The 15108-nt window shown below is 67.8% G+C and carries 14 protein-coding genes and 1 pseudogene; 4 read left to right on the top strand and 11 right to left on the bottom strand.

The annotated features are described in order from the left end of the window. Positions 1-273 precede the first annotated feature (273 nt). The 5 genes from AB0C28_RS29925 to AB0C28_RS29905 all read right to left on the bottom strand — a co-directional run bounded on the left by AB0C28_RS29925 (position 274) and on the right by AB0C28_RS29905 (position 5677). Entirely contained in the window at positions 274-2154 is a 1881-nt protein-coding gene (locus AB0C28_RS29925; protein ID WP_358079160.1) for a CocE/NonD family hydrolase, read from the bottom strand. Between the two features lie 417 nt (positions 2155-2571). Next, positions 2572-3360: a MerR family transcriptional regulator gene (locus AB0C28_RS29920; protein ID WP_358079157.1), complete on the bottom strand. Its 789-nt coding sequence runs from the start codon at positions 3358-3360 to the stop codon at positions 2572-2574. Beyond that, positions 3357-4130 (bottom strand): alpha/beta fold hydrolase, encoded by a 774-nt coding sequence (locus tag AB0C28_RS29915; RefSeq protein ID WP_358079154.1) that lies wholly within the window; start codon positions 4128-4130, stop codon positions 3357-3359. Before AB0C28_RS29915 ends, AB0C28_RS29920 begins: the two co-directional genes overlap by 4 nt. Before the next feature lie 22 nt (positions 4131-4152). Continuing rightward, positions 4153-4923 carry a recombinase family protein gene (locus AB0C28_RS29910; protein ID WP_358079151.1) on the bottom strand — a complete coding sequence of 257 codons (771 nt, stop codon included), beginning with the start codon at positions 4921-4923 and terminating at the stop codon, positions 4153-4155. 535 nt (positions 4924-5458) lie between these two features. Continuing rightward, positions 5459-5677: a hypothetical protein gene (locus AB0C28_RS29905; RefSeq protein WP_357856930.1), complete on the bottom strand. Its 219-nt coding sequence runs from the start codon at positions 5675-5677 to the stop codon at positions 5459-5461. A 54-nt stretch (positions 5678-5731) separates the two neighbouring features. Between AB0C28_RS29905 and AB0C28_RS29900 the strand changes: the two genes are divergently transcribed. After that, complete coding sequence (locus AB0C28_RS29900; protein ID WP_358079148.1) at positions 5732-6367, top strand: hypothetical protein; 636 nt, start codon at positions 5732-5734, stop codon at positions 6365-6367. A gap of 306 nt (positions 6368-6673) precedes the next feature. Here AB0C28_RS29900 and AB0C28_RS29895 read toward each other — a convergent pair whose 3' ends face one another. Together AB0C28_RS29895 and AB0C28_RS29890 are read right to left on the bottom strand one after the other, a co-directional pair. Further along, positions 6674-6847, bottom strand: coding sequence for a hypothetical protein (locus AB0C28_RS29895; protein WP_357856924.1), 174 nt, complete (start codon positions 6845-6847; stop codon positions 6674-6676). Positions 6848-7123: 276 nt separating this feature from the next. Continuing rightward, entirely contained in the window at positions 7124-7699 is a 576-nt protein-coding gene (locus AB0C28_RS29890) for a TetR/AcrR family transcriptional regulator (RefSeq protein ID WP_358079145.1), read from the bottom strand. Positions 7700-7842: 143 nt separating this feature from the next. Here AB0C28_RS29890 and AB0C28_RS29885 point away from each other — a divergent pair, with 143 nt between their 5' ends. From AB0C28_RS29885 to AB0C28_RS29875, 3 genes are all read left to right on the top strand, one after another. After that, positions 7843-8799 (top strand): carotenoid biosynthesis protein, encoded by a 957-nt coding sequence (locus AB0C28_RS29885; RefSeq protein WP_358079142.1) that lies wholly within the window; start codon positions 7843-7845, stop codon positions 8797-8799. Positions 8800-8922: 123 nt separating this feature from the next. Next, positions 8923-9960, top strand: coding sequence for an alpha/beta fold hydrolase (locus tag AB0C28_RS29880; RefSeq protein WP_358079139.1), 1038 nt, complete (start codon positions 8923-8925; stop codon positions 9958-9960). Between the two features lie 323 nt (positions 9961-10283). Further along, the gene (locus AB0C28_RS29875) at positions 10284-10892 is read left to right on the top strand and encodes a hypothetical protein (protein WP_358079136.1); all 609 of its coding nucleotides are present in this window, start codon (positions 10284-10286) and stop codon (positions 10890-10892) included. A gap of 6 nt (positions 10893-10898) precedes the next feature. On the opposite strand, the gene AB0C28_RS29870 is transcribed toward AB0C28_RS29875, so the two are convergent. The 4 genes and pseudogenes from AB0C28_RS29870 to AB0C28_RS29855 form a co-directional block, all read right to left on the bottom strand. Then, a complete protein-coding gene (locus AB0C28_RS29870; RefSeq protein ID WP_357856910.1) occupies positions 10899-11546 on the bottom strand; it encodes a response regulator transcription factor in 648 nt (215 codons plus the stop codon). Beyond that, positions 11543-12859 carry a histidine kinase gene (locus AB0C28_RS29865; RefSeq protein ID WP_358079133.1) on the bottom strand — a complete coding sequence of 439 codons (1317 nt, stop codon included), beginning with the start codon at positions 12857-12859 and terminating at the stop codon, positions 11543-11545. The genes AB0C28_RS29870 and AB0C28_RS29865 overlap by 4 nt, the downstream gene beginning before the upstream one ends. Positions 12860-12869: 10 nt before the next feature. Beyond that, on the bottom strand, positions 12870-14270 hold the full coding sequence (locus tag AB0C28_RS29860; RefSeq protein ID WP_358079560.1) for an alpha/beta fold hydrolase: 1401 nt from the start codon (positions 14268-14270) through the stop codon (positions 12870-12872). 664 nt (positions 14271-14934) lie between these two features. Further along, a pseudogene (locus tag AB0C28_RS29855) lies at positions 14935-15018 on the bottom strand (triose-phosphate isomerase); the annotation flags it as partial. Between the last annotated feature and the right edge of the window lie 90 nt (positions 15019-15108).

Below are 15108 nucleotides of genomic sequence, written 5' to 3'. Positions count from 1 at the left end.
TTTGTCCGGTACGGCACGTGGAGTGGTGCGTTGTCAGAGAAGATGTTCTCCGAGGAGCAGTTGGACCAGCTGCGCTCGTTCCCGGAGATCAGCGCGGATGAGTTGATCCGGTATTTCACGCCGACAACGGCGGAGTCGCATTGGGTGCCGGCGACGGCAGGGGGTGGGCTACGCGCCGGGCAAGGCGCGCAGCTGGCGTGGGGAGAAGGGATCTGTGACACCGCGGTGGCGCCGGAGAGCACCACCGCGGTGAAGATCGCGAGTGTTTTGCTGTTACTTGCTGGGGGTGCCGTTGACCAGCGGCAGCGAGATCGACGTGTCGGCCAGGTCGACGGTGACCTTGGCCCCGGTGCCGGGTTCGACGTTGCTGCTCTCGTCGAGGTTGAGGTCGTCGTTGGTTCCGGTCAGTATCAGGCCCAGCCGGTGCCCGGCCTTGAACTCGTAGTCCAGCGGCAGCGTCTTCCAGGTGATCTGGTAGGCCTTGCCAGGCGTCAGCGGCGCCTGGTGGCTCAGCGATTCGTGGTTCTGCGCGTCCAGAATTCCCCGGGTGACCACGTGGAAGTCGGAAGTCGCCAGGTTGTCGCCGGCCTTGAGGTAGCAGCCGTCGTCATCGTCCGTGCTCTGGCCGACGCAGTCTTCACCGCCGATGAACTTCAGGCCTTCCGCGGACGTCGCGCTGCGTTCGCGGTAGTCGATGCGGGTGTCGGTGCCGTAGTCGACGAGTACGACACCCAGGTTGGCGGTCGGCTCGTTCAGGGTGACTCGCAGGCTCACCGATGGCGTCCCGGACAGCCGCATCGCCTTCTTCAGCGGCGGGGTCAGGAAGGCCAGCCGGTTGGGGTTGGCGGTGTCGGGGTTGTCGGCCATCGCGATCTCGGTCTGGGCGGTGTCGAGGTAGCTGGCGGTTCCGGTCGAGGGCTTGCGGTCCAGGGAGCCGTCCTGGTGCGGCCGCAGGGTCGTCGTCCGCGCCGCGGGTTCGGGCCAGTCGGCCTGAGTGATCCAGCGGTCCGGGCCGAGCTGTACGTCGACGCGCGGGCGGCGCGTGATGTCGTTGGCGACGCCCATGAGTTCGTGGTCGAACCACTGGTGCAGGGTGTCGACCCACACATTGCGGCGAGCCCAGAACGGGTCGAGATGCCCGTATTGCGTCACCCACGCCTTGCGCTGCACCGTACGGGGCAGTCTGGCCCACCAGGTGGAGAACTGGTCGGCCATCACGTTCCGGTCCTGCATTCCCATCACCGAGAAGACGCTGGCCCGCACGTTGCGCGCTTTCGAGATCGGGCCGGTCCGGTAGTCGAGCTCCTGCCAGTAGGCGTTGTCGTTGCCGGTGGCGTCGTCGGAGCCCTCGGTCATGCGCTGGCGCACCGCCGCGCACTTTTCGTCCGGATCCTCGTCAATCCGTGCGGCCATCCAGGCCTGTCCGTCCTTGATATCGGTGAGGGTGCCGTTCGCGCGCCACATGTCGTACCAGCTGCTGGGCCCCGCGATCGGCACGATCGTCTCCAGCCCCCGCACCCCGGTGCCGGCGACTGCCATGGCGAGGGCACCCTCATAGGAGTGGCCGATCATCCCGGTACGCCCGGTGGTCCAGGATGCCTTGACCGCAGCGCCCTTGGCGTCGTACGCGGCCGCGCGGCCGTTGAGCCAGTCGACGACCGCCTTGCCGCCCAGCACGTCGGATGGACCGCCGCTCGTCGGGCAGCCGTCCGACAATCGGGTGCCGGTCATGTCGACGGACACGAACGCGTACCCGCGCGGCACGAAGTAATTGTCGTAGAACAGCGGGAACTTCGTCAGGTTCCCGTCCGCGCCGTACTTCTTCTTTTCCACCTCGAAGCCGACACCCGGTTCACCGAAGTATGGGCTCTGGTGCATGATCACCGGAACCTTGAGCCCGGGACCGGACTCCTTCGGCCGGATGATGTCCACCCGGACCAGATCCTTCTTACCGTCGCCGTCACTGTCGACCGTCGACTGCACCCGGACGTGCTCACGGATGGCGTCCTTGTAGGAGAAAACGGGCTGCGTGAGCCCGCCGGAGACTTTGATCTTCGGCTTCGCCGTCGCGGACGCGGCGGGAGCAGCGGCGACTACGAGCGGAATCGCGAGTGCGACCACGGCGAGGAACCCTCGCCGTTTCAAACTGGACATGTGCCCTCCTTTGGGCTGGCAACAATCGATGAAACGCCGCAGCACGGGGCTCCGGCGAGAACCTCGGGACAAGCCCGTCAAGCGGCGTCGAAGTCTTCGGTGATCTTGGGCGCCATGTCCGCCAGGGTGCGGCCGGGCTGGGCCTGGCGGGTGCGGGCGGTCGCTTCGACGGCGACGAGCACGGCCCGGGCGGGGGCGGCCCTGGCTGATCGGGACCGGCCCCTCGAGCATGAGTATCTGTGCGCTCTACGCACGGCGAAGCGCACACACTCATGACCCGGCGGCTGACCAGGAAGAGGCCGCTGGTATGGATCCGAAAGCCGACGGCTGCGCTGTGGGCCGCCAGAGTGCCCCTGGCTCAGAAGGCCGGAGTGGGCCCGACCTACGCGGTGGAAACCGGGGGTGCGATTTCAGAGTTCAGTGAAGGGGAGTCTGGTCCGCGATGTCGATGCCGGCCGAGCGCAGGCGCGCTTCGATCAGCGCGGTCAGCCGGGTCCAGCCCGGCTTCTGCTCGTGTCCGTGGTGGGTGAGCAGGCTGTAGCGGATCGCACTGTCGGTGCGGGCCTGGAGTCCGGCCGGGATGGGCAGCAGCGCGGGATGGGCGATGAAGTGGCCGGCGATGGCCGTGGCGAGCTCGTCGATGCGGGGGTCGTCCGGCTCCCACTCGGCGGCACGCCACATGCGCTTGATCAACGACATGTACCGAGGATCGTTGAGGGCGCGCTCGATCCGGCCGAGGTAGTCATTGAAACCCTCCGGCACCAGGGCTTTGATCAACACCAAGCCCTCCCGGGCCATCGTCACGTCATCCGGGGTCAAGCCGAGATCGGCGGCCCTATCCAGGAGGGCGAGAGCGCGTTCGGGCAGCAGGGCACGGTCGCCGGTGGCGAGTCGGCGCAGCGTCTCGCGCCGCGCGGTCAGATCGTCGATCCGGTCGGTGAGGCGCCGTTCGGCGTCGACGAGTGCGGCGGCGAACCGGTCGGGATCGGCGTCGAGGATCGCCTCGATCTCGGCCAGCGGCACGCCGGCGCCGACCAGTGTCCGGATCTGGACCAGCCGCAGCAGGTCGGCCGATCCGTAGCGTCGATAGCCGGAGCTGTCGCGCGCGGGTTCGTCGATCAACCTGTGCTGGTGGTAGTGCCGGATGGCCTTCACCGTGACGCCGGCGAATGCCGCCGCCTGGCCGATTGTGACGCCGTCCGTCATCTGCTCTGCCGGCGCCGTGATCGTGGGGCGCCGGTGAGTTCGCGAACCGCGTCCGCGATCGCGCGGAAGTCCATGCGTACGATCTTGCTGTGGTTGCTGGCGACTTTCGTGCTCGTGATGGTGGGGTTGCGGGCGAGCATCGGAGTGAGGGTGGCGCGCGCGCTTTCCATTTCATCATGGCCGCCTCCGAGGTTGGCGCCCGTGGCGACCACGTATCGGACCGGGCAGGTCATACCGTCCAGGATCGGGCCGAGGGCGGCGCTGATCTCGATGAGTTCGATGTTGCTCTGGGCATGCTGCTCGGCGGACATCTTCGCGGCCATGCCCAGCCTGGAGAGCAGTGGCAGCAGCAAGCGCATCCGGCGCCAGAATTGCCGGACCCGTTCCGGGGGAGCGTCGGGGTAGTCGTGCGGGTAGGCGCCGTCCACGGGCACCACCCCCAGGACGCGGTCCGGATTCCGGGCGGCCCAGTGCACCGCAACCGCCGCGCCGTAGGACCAGCCGACCACAAGCGGCCGGTCCACGCCCCTGGCCGCAAGGACGGCGTCGACATCACGGACGTGCGTCTCGAACGAAGCGGCCGCGGCCGAACGCCTCGATCGGCCGCGGGCCCGCATGTCGTAGGTGATGTGCCGGTAGTCGCTGCCGAGTTCGGCGATGACCTGCCGCCAGTACGCCTGACTGGCGAACTGGCCATTGAGGTAGATCACGGGCCGGCCGGGCCCACCGGTGTCGGTCACGGCCAGCGCGGTGTCGTCGATCGGCACCATGCCTGTCCACGCGGAGTTGAAATTACTCACCCGTAAAGCGTGCACCCTGACCTAGGGTCAAGGTCAAACCCAGGGCGTAGGCATCGCGCGCATTCGCAGAAGGGGCATGCGACCAAGCGCCTGACTTCGTCTGAACGCAAGGCGGGCAGTCACTCGGGACCGGTGGGCCAGTCACGACAAACAAACCCCCAACCCCACATCCCGACTGCGACCTTCCCCGGGCCTCCTTCAGTTGGCGGAGCACGGTGTCGCCCTTCAGATGCCCGTACACCGTCGCGTACACCGTCGAGCGCGGCACACCGAACAGGTCAGCGATCTGCTGGACGGTCTTGACTCGCGCGTCGTACAGCTCTTGGGCCAGCGCTGCCTGCTCGGGCGTGAGGCGGGGGCGACGGCCCCCGTTGCGTTCGCGCAGGTCCGCCCCGAGGGTGACCAAGTGCAGGACTGAACGCGACAGCCGGTCCAGCCGGGTGACCATCAGCGTGTCGCCCTCGCGCAACAGCTTGAGGACCAGGTCGAGGCTGGGCCGGGAGGCCTTGGCGCCACTGGCTTTGTCCAGATGGATGTCGTTGCGGTTGACGCCCGCGCGCAGCAGCGCGTCGATCTGGTGGTTGGGGTTCTGGTCGGCGGTACTGATCCGCGCGTAGCCGAAGAGCCACTGTCGAAATCTACTCCACGCACCGTTCACCGACATTGATTCTCGACACGAGCTATCGACAGCATCCACCTGCGGTTCCGTGATCAACTCCATGAGTGTCGACAGACGGTCGTTACTCGACACCGAGATGATCAATCTCGCAATCACAAAGAGTAGCGGCGATTACGTAGCGTGATTTTGCGGCTGGGTGACGCGGACCCCGAGTGGGGCCCAGGACGCTGCCATCGCGTCGCCCTCCACCACGAACCCGGGTCCGGGGTCGCAGAACTCCACCAACCCGGCACCGCGCAGGATGATCCCACACCGTAATCGAACCGAGACGTCAGCCGGAAGGTCTTTCGTTACCGCAGGTCAGCTACTACTTCGTTGAAAATTTCTTCATTGCTACCGAGACCCCTCCTAACCACCGCCCGCTACGACCACCGCGACCAGACGATGGGGAGGATCTGAGCAAGGTGCAGACCGAGATCAGAAGTCACGCACAGCCCAGACCCGGCCACGGTGGCAACCGGCCATGCATCACCGAGGAGCGAGGTCCAGCACGGCGAGGCAAAGGGGGCCCTCATGGTTGGTGAACGGGTGATGCACGACGGTGTCGGGTGACGCGGATGCCAGGACGTCCATGGCCGTTGCCGCGTCTTGCTGAGGTAGGGCAGTAGCGGGGCGCTCATCATGCGTCGGCTTCGGCGGCTCCCTTCACGGCATGACCGTTGATTCCGCCGGCGATCGCGAACAGTCCCGGCTCTGCCTGGGTCAACCAGCCAGCCGTCACCAGCTTCTTGAGCCGGGCTCGCGTGGCCTCCACCCGACCTCGCGCCTGTGGTTCCCCCAATGCCTGGGCCACCTCCTTGGCGCGCATCGGTCGGCCCGCGCTGGTCATCGCCGCCACCACCTGCTCGTCAGTCCCGGCCAGGTCGCGCCGATCCGACGATGCTCGGCCCCGGTGCGCAGCCGACTGCGGCGGGTCCGGACGCCGGTTCTGATCGGGACGGGACTCGTTCGCATCTTGCGCAGCGGACTCTGCCGCACTGCCGAACTCGTCACCAGCCGGGAACTGCCACTGGCCCAGACCGTGATCGGCAGCCTGTATTCGGCCGGCCTGCTCGTGGGAGCCGGTCTGGGGGGCGTGGTCACCGCGACATGGGGAACCTCGGCCACACTCCTCATTGATGGCGCCTCGTTCGTTGTCTCCGCGCTTCTCGTCGCGAAGATCAAGCGGGTCGGCGCCCTGTACCTCGCACAAGGACTCGGCGCCGTTCTCGGGCCCTTCGTGGGCAGACGGCTCACGGGCGGCTCAACCCATCGACGGCTGTACGTGGCCGCGGCCGCCCTGGCCATCTTCGGCCTCGGATACCTGCTGCTGGCTCACAGCACTCACCTCGGCCCAGGAATGGCTGCGGCCTTGGTAGGCCACATCGGAGTAGGTGCGTGTGCGATCCTCGCCCTCAATGGTCTGCAACTGACGACACCCGACCACATCCGTGGACGGGTCATGGTGTTCGTCTTCAGCCTCTCGTCCGCGTTACAGGGGGTGTCGACACTTGCGGTCGCACACCCATGGCCGCGACCATCGGGATGACCGATACCACTCGTCTTCTTGGGGCTTTCGCCGTTTTCTACGCGATCATCTGGTCAATCGGGTCATCACACATCAGGGCCGAACGGTTGGATGCCCCCCACAAGGGCACATTCGAGGCTTGACGCTGACCTCATTGGCCCGAAGTGCCAAGGCTCAGAAACGACACGGGGGCTGGCGTGACGGTCCCCGTGTCGCAGGTTGAGCGGGAAACGATCTCCAAGAGTTCGGGAAGCGATCTTGCGATGACCTCCTCCCCCAGGCCGACCGTACTCGTGAACGCCCCCGATCGCGCCGGTGGTGGCGGGACTAGAGCGCGGTTGCTGGCCACGAAGGCTCTCCAGCGCGGCCGCGCTCTTTGACCTGCTCAGCTTTCCAGGTGCTCCACTCGGAGACCTTGTTGAACCACCGGTTCCAGACCACACCCACAGCCTCGGCTGTGATCTCTTCCTGACCGCACACCAGAGCGGTCAGATCACGCACTTCAGGGTCGTACTCGCCCTCGGGAGCCCCATGCCTAATAGGCCCTCGGGGTCACACTGATTGATCAGCACACGGACAGTAACGGCTACCCGGCCGGCGGATGGCCGGGGTCGGGACGTTGAGCGTCTTGGCTAGCGCGGGCATGAGCCGGAAGCGAGCGGTGTGGTCCTGAACAGCCACCTTGTCCTTGCCGGTCCGGCAGGGTGAGCCGGCTGGGGCTGATGACGAGGCCGAGCAGCGGATTTGGCAACCGGAAGAGAACCGCCGCGGCGGTGCTCACTTCTCCGTGTTGATGAGCATCCGCTGGAGCAGTGCCGTGACCTGTGCCGTCAGTTCGGGAACGCTGGAGCCGCGTCTGGCCGACGCGGCGGCCAGCGGGCCGTCGATCGACAGCACCGCCAGGCCGACGGCCAGCGACCACAGCATGGTCACCAGCGGAGCCGGGTCGCCGGCCGGGGCGGTGCCTTCGCGCTGGGCTGCGATCACTGTGTCGGTGACCAGCTTCATCCCCTCGTGCGCGTGTGTCGCTCCCGTCTGTCCCTTTCCGGTCTCGGACAACTCGGGGCGGTACATGAGCCGGGCGTACGCGGTGTTTTCCCTGGAAAACCTGACGTAGGCCTCGATCATGGCTCCGAGGGCTTCCACCGGGGTGCCGACGCTGTCGTGAGCCGCCCGCATCTCGGTCGCCAGCTGTTCGAAGCCGCGTGCGGTGATCGTGGTGAGCAGCTCAGCCCGGTCGGCGAAGTGATGGTAGGGGGCCCCAGGACTTACGCCGGCCTCTCTCGCGACGCGGCGAAGGCTGACCGCACCGATGCCCTCACTCTCGATCAGTGCGACGCAGGCCCTGATCAACTCTTCACGGAGGGTCCCGTGATGGTAAGTGCTTCTGGTCTCACTGGCTGGCACCCCTTGAGTCTAGACCGCATTGATCTATACACTGCTTAGAATCCAAGCATCGCTTAGATTGCCTCGGCTTCCACATGAGAAGAGGTTGCGTGACCACCGTCAACCGCGCACGCCCCGCTCAAAAACCCCCGCCGCGCAACGGCTGGACCGTCGCCGCCCGCATCCTGACCGCGATCGCGTCACTGGTGGCCGTCATCCAGCCCGCCCTCGGCATCACGACACCCGTCGTCATGTTCTTCGCGATACCGCTCACCGTCGTCCTGGCGCGTCGTCGCTACGGCTGGCGAATGACGGGCCAGTATTATGCCGTCACCTTCGCCGTCGCGAACATCTTCGAGAACTTGAGCATCTCCACCGGCTTTCCGTTCGGCGACTATTATTATCCCGGCAGCAGCCCGCGGATCGGCAACTTCCCGATCCAGGTCGCATTGGCCTATTGCTCACTCGCGATGGTCTGCTGGCTGACCACGGCCGCGTTGTTCGACAATGCCGACCAGCGCCTGAGCGATCGCAACAACCCGGCCCGCCGCGTCGACATCGTCGCTCTGCCCGCAGTCGCCGCCGCCATGATGACCATGTTCGATCTCGGCACCGATTCGGTCAGTTCCACCATCCAGAAGAATTGGATCTGGGATCACGGCGGCGCTGTCTTCGGCGTGCCTTGGACCAACTACCTCGGATGGTGGTTCGTCACTTACCTCTTCTTCCAGATCTTCGCTCTCATGCTGGCCGGCCGCCGGTCGGTGGATCCCGGCCTCGACAACAGGCGGAGCGAGCCCGTCGCCTTGGCCGTCGCGATCTATTTCCTGCTCGCCGCCACTACGATGACCCTTTTCTTCACCCAGTCCGACAGCACGGTCACCGACGCCGTCGGACACACCTGGGACACTGACGACATCTACGGAACCATGTTCACCTTCAACCTTTTCGGTCCGGTCGTCATCGTCATCATCGCGGTGACACGCATCATCCGTTCCGCTCTCATCGGTGCACCGGAGAGGGCGGAATCCAGAGCGGATTCTTCGCCGCTTTTCAACACACCCTAATTCCCTCATCGGGGAGTATCAGTGCGAAGCAAAAGACGTCAACCATCCCTCATGGAAACTCCCACGGAGAATCAGGCACCGCAGGACGGGGATTCACGTGCTCGTGACCGCCTGAGTGCCGGCGTGGCCGCCGCCGTCGTGGCAACCTTGATATCAAGCCACCTACCGACCGCACATGCCTCGACCGATGACGAAGCGAAAGCGAGTCCTTCGTCGTTCCTGGAAGGCGGGATACCCGTCAGCCGCCCCTCCCCCGTGACGACCTTCCAGCCCCTCACCATGGCCGTCCCCGGGCGGCCGGTCGCCCTTCAGATCAAGGTTTCCGCCCCAACCACCGGCAAGAAACTACCCGTCATTCTGCTGTCACACGGACACGGCTCCTCGAACCACCTTTCCTCACTCCACGGCTATGCACCGCTGGCGGACTTCTTCGCCGCGCACGGCTTCGTCGTCATCCAGCCCACCCATCTGGACTCGACGACACTGGGCCTGCGCGACGCGAACGACCCAGAGGCGTCTCTGCACTGGCGGTCCCGGGTCCAGGACATGACTGACATCCTCGACCACCTCGACGACCTCCAAAAGGCCGTGCCGGGCTTGCGCGGGCGCCTGGACAGCAGCCGGATCGCCGTCGTCGGGCACTCCATGGGCGGCACCACCGCAACCATGCTCCTCGGCCAGGGCCTGACCGATCCGGTGGATGGACCGCTGAACCTCGCCGACGACCGGATCAAGGCCGGCGTCGCCATGGCACCCGCCGGCAACGGCGCCGACCTCACGCCGCCCGCCAAGGCGCAGTCGCCCGCGATGCGGACGCTGACCTTCGACACCATGACCAAACCCGCCCTGATCGTGTACGGCGACAACGACTTCAACCCTGCCTTCTCCGCGCGCAGAAACTGGCGAGCCGACGCCTACCACCAGAGCCCCGGCCCGAAGAGCCTGCTGACCCTGTTCGGCGCACAGCATTCGCTCGGCGGTGTCGCGGGCTACGACGCGAAGGAAACCACGGACGAGAACCCGCAACGAGTCGCCCAGCTACGGGCGATGTCGTGGGCATATCTGCGCAGTCAGCTCTACCCCGGCGACCCCGCCTGGGCTCGCGCGGTCACCGCCCTCAACCGAACGGCCCAGCCGCTTGGCAAGATCGAGTCCAAGTAATCGGCGGCAAACCGACCGGACAGTCCACCAGCCCCGACCACGCAACCCGTGCATGCGCCGGTGCACGGGCTGCGTGCCGGAGGGGGTCGGGTTCGGACCCGTGCCCGGCAGGCCGGAGCAGGAGCCCGAACACAGCCGCCTAGAGAAACGCCCTCCAGACGGTCACATCCATGTCAGCCCAGCTCACACCCCAGATTCAGACCTCCAGACCGCTGAATTACGCGGAACGCGGGCTTCACCTCGGCGGAGATCGAGGCCGCACGACGGCACCAACCCGCCGACGCGCTGCTCGACCTGGTGGAACGCCCCTGGGAGGGAACCGAATGAGCCTGACCCACGCCGCGGCCAAGGCCGACCTTGCGCATCCCTGGGACGATGTTCACATCCTGCGTGACTACGTGCTGCGCAGTGGCCACGATCTGGCCGACACCAGCCGGTTCGTCGACGAGGCATGGGACCTGGCCCCGGGCATCCATCAGACCTATGTCCGCTGGTTGAGGCTGCTGTTCGACAAGGTCCCCGCTCGCTATCGAACCCTGGACAAGGAGGCCTTCTGTGCGTTCATGGCGATGCCGCTCCCGCCAGGGGAGGAACGACCGTCGCTGATCAGCATGCGAATGCTCTTCGGCGAGCTCCGGCGCTTCTTCGTCTGGCTGGACCAGCGCCCTGCACCGCCTACTCTTGCCGAACTGAGCGGTGAGGACGTCTTGGCCTATGCCCGTCATGTCCGCGCCTTGGTGCGCAGCGAGTCCAGCGTCACGCGCTCCAAGCAGGACCGCGCGGTTCAGTACGGCAATGACACGCTCTCCGCCTCCGCCGATCTTCTGGTAACACGTGGTGGCCACGCAGGCCAGGATGTCGGGGGAGCTCCGGCGTCCGCCGTAGAAGTCCGCCACCCGGCGGTGGCGCGGGGCCTGCGGCGGCGCCGATAGTGGCTTTCACCTCTCCTCATCCGCGGGCACCAAGCCTGAGCGGTAGGCGTGGATCGCGGCTTGGACACGAGTTCGCACACCGACCTTGGACAGGACACGCGACACGTGGATCTTGACCGTGCCTGCGGCGATACGCAGCTCGGCGGCGATTTCGGCGTTGGACCGCCCCAGCGCGACCAAGCGGAGGACCTCTGTTTCCCGGAGCGTCAGCTCCGGGCCCTGACCTCGCACCGGTGGGGTGGCAAAGCGGCGCACGAGCCTGCGGGTCACCTGCGGGTCGATCAGGCCCTGACCTCGGTGGGCTGCGCGTATCGCCGCCAGATAGAGGTCGGGGTCGCCGTCCTTGAGCAGGAAGCCCACGGCGCCCGCTTCGAGTGCCCCGAAGAGGTATTCGTCGGTGTCGAACGTGGTCAGCGCGATGATGGGGCGATCCGGCGCCTGAGCTGTCAGCCGCCGGATCGCCGTGATCCCGTCCGTGCCCGGCATGCGCAGGTCGGTGAGGATCACGTCCGGCTGGTGCTCGCGTGCCATGCTGATCAGCTCGTCCCCGTCGCGTGCGGCTCCGAGGAAGGCGATGTCGGGCTCATGGCCGAGCAACTGCCGCAGGCCCTCGCGGGCGAGCTGCTGGTCGTCGGCGATCAGCAGCCGGATCACGGGACCACCCGCCGGGCCGGATGACCGTACGCGACGGACATCGTGGAAGGGCCTCGGTCCGCACCGCCGGCGGTCACCGCCGTACCGTGCCCGTCACGCGCCTTCGAAGGAAGCACAGGCAGGCTGACGCGCACCCGCCAGTCGTTCCCGCCGTGCGGGCCGGCGTGGCAGTGCCCCCCGAGCGCCGCCGCACGCTCGCGCATACCCGCCAGGCCCTGCCCCCCGCGGTGCCCGCCGTTCAGGACACCGTCGTCCGCCGGTTCGCCGCCGGCCGACGGCCGGGGCGGGCCGGGGTCGTCGATGGTGACGACGACTCGGTTGCTCACTGCACGGACCGTGACCGAGGCCAGCGCGGCCATGGAGTGCCGCGCCACGTTGGTCAGTGCCTCCTGCACGATCCGGTAGACGCAGGCCGCTGTCTCGGGGTGAACGGTGCTGTCGAGGCGAGGGTCGACCTCCAGCGCGACGGCCAGTTCCGGCCCGCCACTGCGTTCCGCCAGCGCGGGCAGGTCGGCGAGGCTCCCGCTGTGAGCGTGGTCCTCGCCATCCGAGCGCACCAACGTCGCGAGCAGTGCCCGAATCTCGGCCAGCGCCTCGGCCGACAGACCGGCGATCCCGGCCAGCGCCCGGTCGGCCTCGCAGTCGTGACCAGCCAGCGCCCGCCGGGCACCGACCGCCTGTAGCCTGATCGCGCTGAGGTGATGCCCGACGACGTCATGAACCTCCCGGGCGATGCGCGCGGCCTCCTGCGAGCGCGCCCGCTCTTCCTGGGCACGCTGCAGCCGCGCGGCCTGCACGGCGCGGTCGGCCCGCAACCGCAGCGCATACCCGGCGGCGACCGGCGCCGCGCCGGCCGCCGCATAGACGGACACGGCGGCCAGGCCCAGCACGGACCTGCCCCCGAGTCCTGCCGCCACCGCCCAGACGACCGAGCCGACCAGGAGGACTGCGCGCAGCCGATGGCGGTGATAGGCCGCCGAGGCGACGATCAGGCCCAGGACCCAGATCCCGGCGTCGCGCTCCAGCGCGAGGCCGAGCGCGAGCATCACCATCGCGGACGCGACCACTGCCGTCAGGGGCAGCCGCCTGCGCAGCGCCAGCGGCGCGCAGACGGCCAGAATCGGCGCCGCCCACGCCGCCGCCGCGCCGACATCGGTGATCTCGGCAAGCGGGCCGCGCCGCCATTCGTCCAGCGCCGAGACCGTCAGCGCGATGGTCGCCACGGCGCAGGCGAGCAGGGCGTCGCGGCCCATGAGCGGCATACGCCGCCAGGCGCCGGTCGGAAGGGGGCGGAAAGCCGCTGGTCGTCTCACGCGATCAGTATCACGCCGGCCAGGCGGGGCACGTGGTGCCGGGTGCGGGCACCTCGCCGTCGATCAGGTACCGGTTCACGTGGCCGATCACGCAAGGGTCTCCGGCGTTGAGGTACCGGCCGTGACCGACGCCGTCGTACTTGACCGTGACCGAGCCGGGGACCTGGTCGGTGATGGCGCGAACGGAGGGGTACTCATAGACCGGGCCGACACCGAGCAGCGGCGGAAGCTCGCGGGCCGGCAGCGACGCCGGCGGGTTAGCGGCCTTGGCCGCCCACGGCGAGCAGGCGAGCCAGGCGTTCTCCCGCATGCCGGAGAAGTTCGGCGACACCTTGACCGAGCGTCGCACCGCCGCACGGTAGGCGTGGTAGCCGTCGTAGCGGAACCCGTCGGCGCAGTTCACCGCGAGCATGGCGGTCACCCGCGACGGCAGGCCGCGACCCTGGGGGTCGAAACCGGCCGCGTCACCCTTGGCGGCGCTCGCGATGGCCTTGGCCAGCACGGGCCAATCCGTTGTGCTGTCCACCAGGCCGTAGGCCAGGAACTTCAGGTCGTCGCCGTCGTAGCGGCGCTCACCGGCGGCCGGGGCGCCAGACAGGGGCCGGCGCTCGGCACGCCGCACGACGGCCTGCCAGGTCTTCTCCACATTCGCGCCGCGCAGCACGCAGTCGGAGGAGCCGGAGCACCAGCGGACGAACCGCTGGAACCCGGCCTCCAGGCCCTCATATTGCAGCCGCTCCGACTTCTCGAACGGGTCCACGTGATCGGGCACGCTGTCCACCGCCATCGCGCGCAGCCGCTGCGGGAACAGCCGCGCGTAGGAGGCCCCGAGCACACCGCCGTAGGAGTTGCCGAGGAAGGCGATCTTCTTCTCTTCCAGGGCGGCGCGGATGGCGTCCATGTCGCGGGCCTGGGTGGCGGAGTCCAGGTGGGCGAACAGTTCGGGCACGGCGTCCCGGCAGGCCACGATCCCGGCAGTGTTCGCCTTGAGGGCCTGGTCGTACTCGCGCCGGCTGTCCGGAGTGGCGAAGGCGGGACCGGCCGCGCATGAGGCCAGCGGGATATGTTCACCGCTCACCCCGCCCCGCGGGTTCCAGGTGACAACGTCCATCCGGGTACGCAGAGCAGCGAAGTGGGGTAGCGCCCGGGACAACTCCTGCACCCCGGCGCCACCAGGACCTCCGGGGCTGAACAGGACGGTGCCCGCGGCCGCCGCACCGGTCGCCGGCGCCCTGCCCACGGTGAGGGCGATCGTTTTACCGCCGGGTTTCGACCAGTCGATGGGCACGCGCAACGTGGCGCACTGCAGCTCGGCCGAGATCTTCCCCTCGCAGGCGGACCAGGTCAGGGGCGGCGCCGGCGTTCCGCTGGATGAGGCGGAGGCTGCTGATGCGTACGCTCCCATCGTCATCACCAGGGGCAGGGCAAGCAAAACCGATCGTGGCCAGGTCATCGAATCCTCCAACAGGATGGTGCGGCGAGCGCCGCAGACGACCTCACAGATTAGGCACGCCGATCTCCCGCCACATCTGCCACAAGGCATACCGACGACCCGCCACGCACGCTGCGGGCGTGCAGATCCGGGTGCTGTACTATCCGGCCGAAATTCCCGCTTGGTGTCCGGCTGCTGTTCTCGGAAGTGCTGAGCTGGCTGTTCGCCGCGCTCTGGGCCTCGTTCTCGGAAGTCCCCGTGGCGAGAGCTTCCGGGAACACGGCCTTCTCGGAAGCTGCTGGGATGCGTCGATGGTCGGCAACGGGAATTCCCGGCCGGATATGACTACGACCCGCTGACAGCGCGGTCCATGGTGCTGCCGTGGTGTCGCGCCCCCTGGGGCTCTCGTCAGGGTCGGGCTGGTACTGCCGCTCGCGCCGGCCGCCGGGCTGGTCGCGGGTTATCTGTGGCGCCGCGTACGGGGGCGTGCTGCCGACGCTCGGCCGCCGTACCGTGCTTCTATACGGCTGATCATCGTGGGCGCCGGGTGACGTTCAGCCAGGGAAGCGCACGGTGATGGACAGGCCGCCTCCGAGGCGGGCCTCAGCAGTGGGGGTGGCGATGGTCGCGTACCGCAGGAAGGCTGGATCGCGGAGGCCACTTCGGGGTCGTAGAGCTCGGCGAGTCTGACCCGCAGCGCTCCGCAGACCTCCTGGGCGTCCTCCGGGGGCGAGGGCGCCGAGCAGGCGCCGAAAGGCGTCGTTAGAGCTGGTGAGCTCCAGACGCCCGGCCGATGACCGTACTCGGTGCCAACCGC

The organism is Nonomuraea sp. NPDC048892 (genome assembly GCF_040649735.1).
Lineage (GTDB): Bacteria > Actinomycetota > Actinomycetes > Streptosporangiales > Streptosporangiaceae > Nonomuraea > Nonomuraea maheshkhaliensis.
The sequence above is the reverse complement of the archived record's forward strand: the minus strand, read 5'-3'. Positions and strand labels throughout refer to the sequence as shown.

Bases quoted from the DNA above. Each gene is read 5' to 3' on its own strand.
- AB0C28_RS29860 (WP_358079560.1), bottom strand. From the start codon at position 14,270: ATGACGATGGGAGCGTACGCATCAGCAGCCTCCGCCTCATCCAGCGGA.
- AB0C28_RS29875 (WP_358079136.1), top strand. From the start codon at position 10,284: ATGAGCCTGACCCACGCCGCGGCCAAGGCCGACCTTGCGCATCCCTGG.
- AB0C28_RS29920 (WP_358079157.1), bottom strand. From the start codon at position 3,360: ATGACGGACGGCGTCACAATCGGCCAGGCGGCGGCATTCGCCGGCGTC.
- AB0C28_RS29925 (WP_358079160.1), bottom strand. From the start codon at position 2,154: ATGTCCAGTTTGAAACGGCGAGGGTTCCTCGCCGTGGTCGCACTCGCG.
- AB0C28_RS29915 (WP_358079154.1), bottom strand. From the start codon at position 4,130: ATGGTGCCGATCGACGACACCGCGCTGGCCGTGACCGACACCGGTGGG.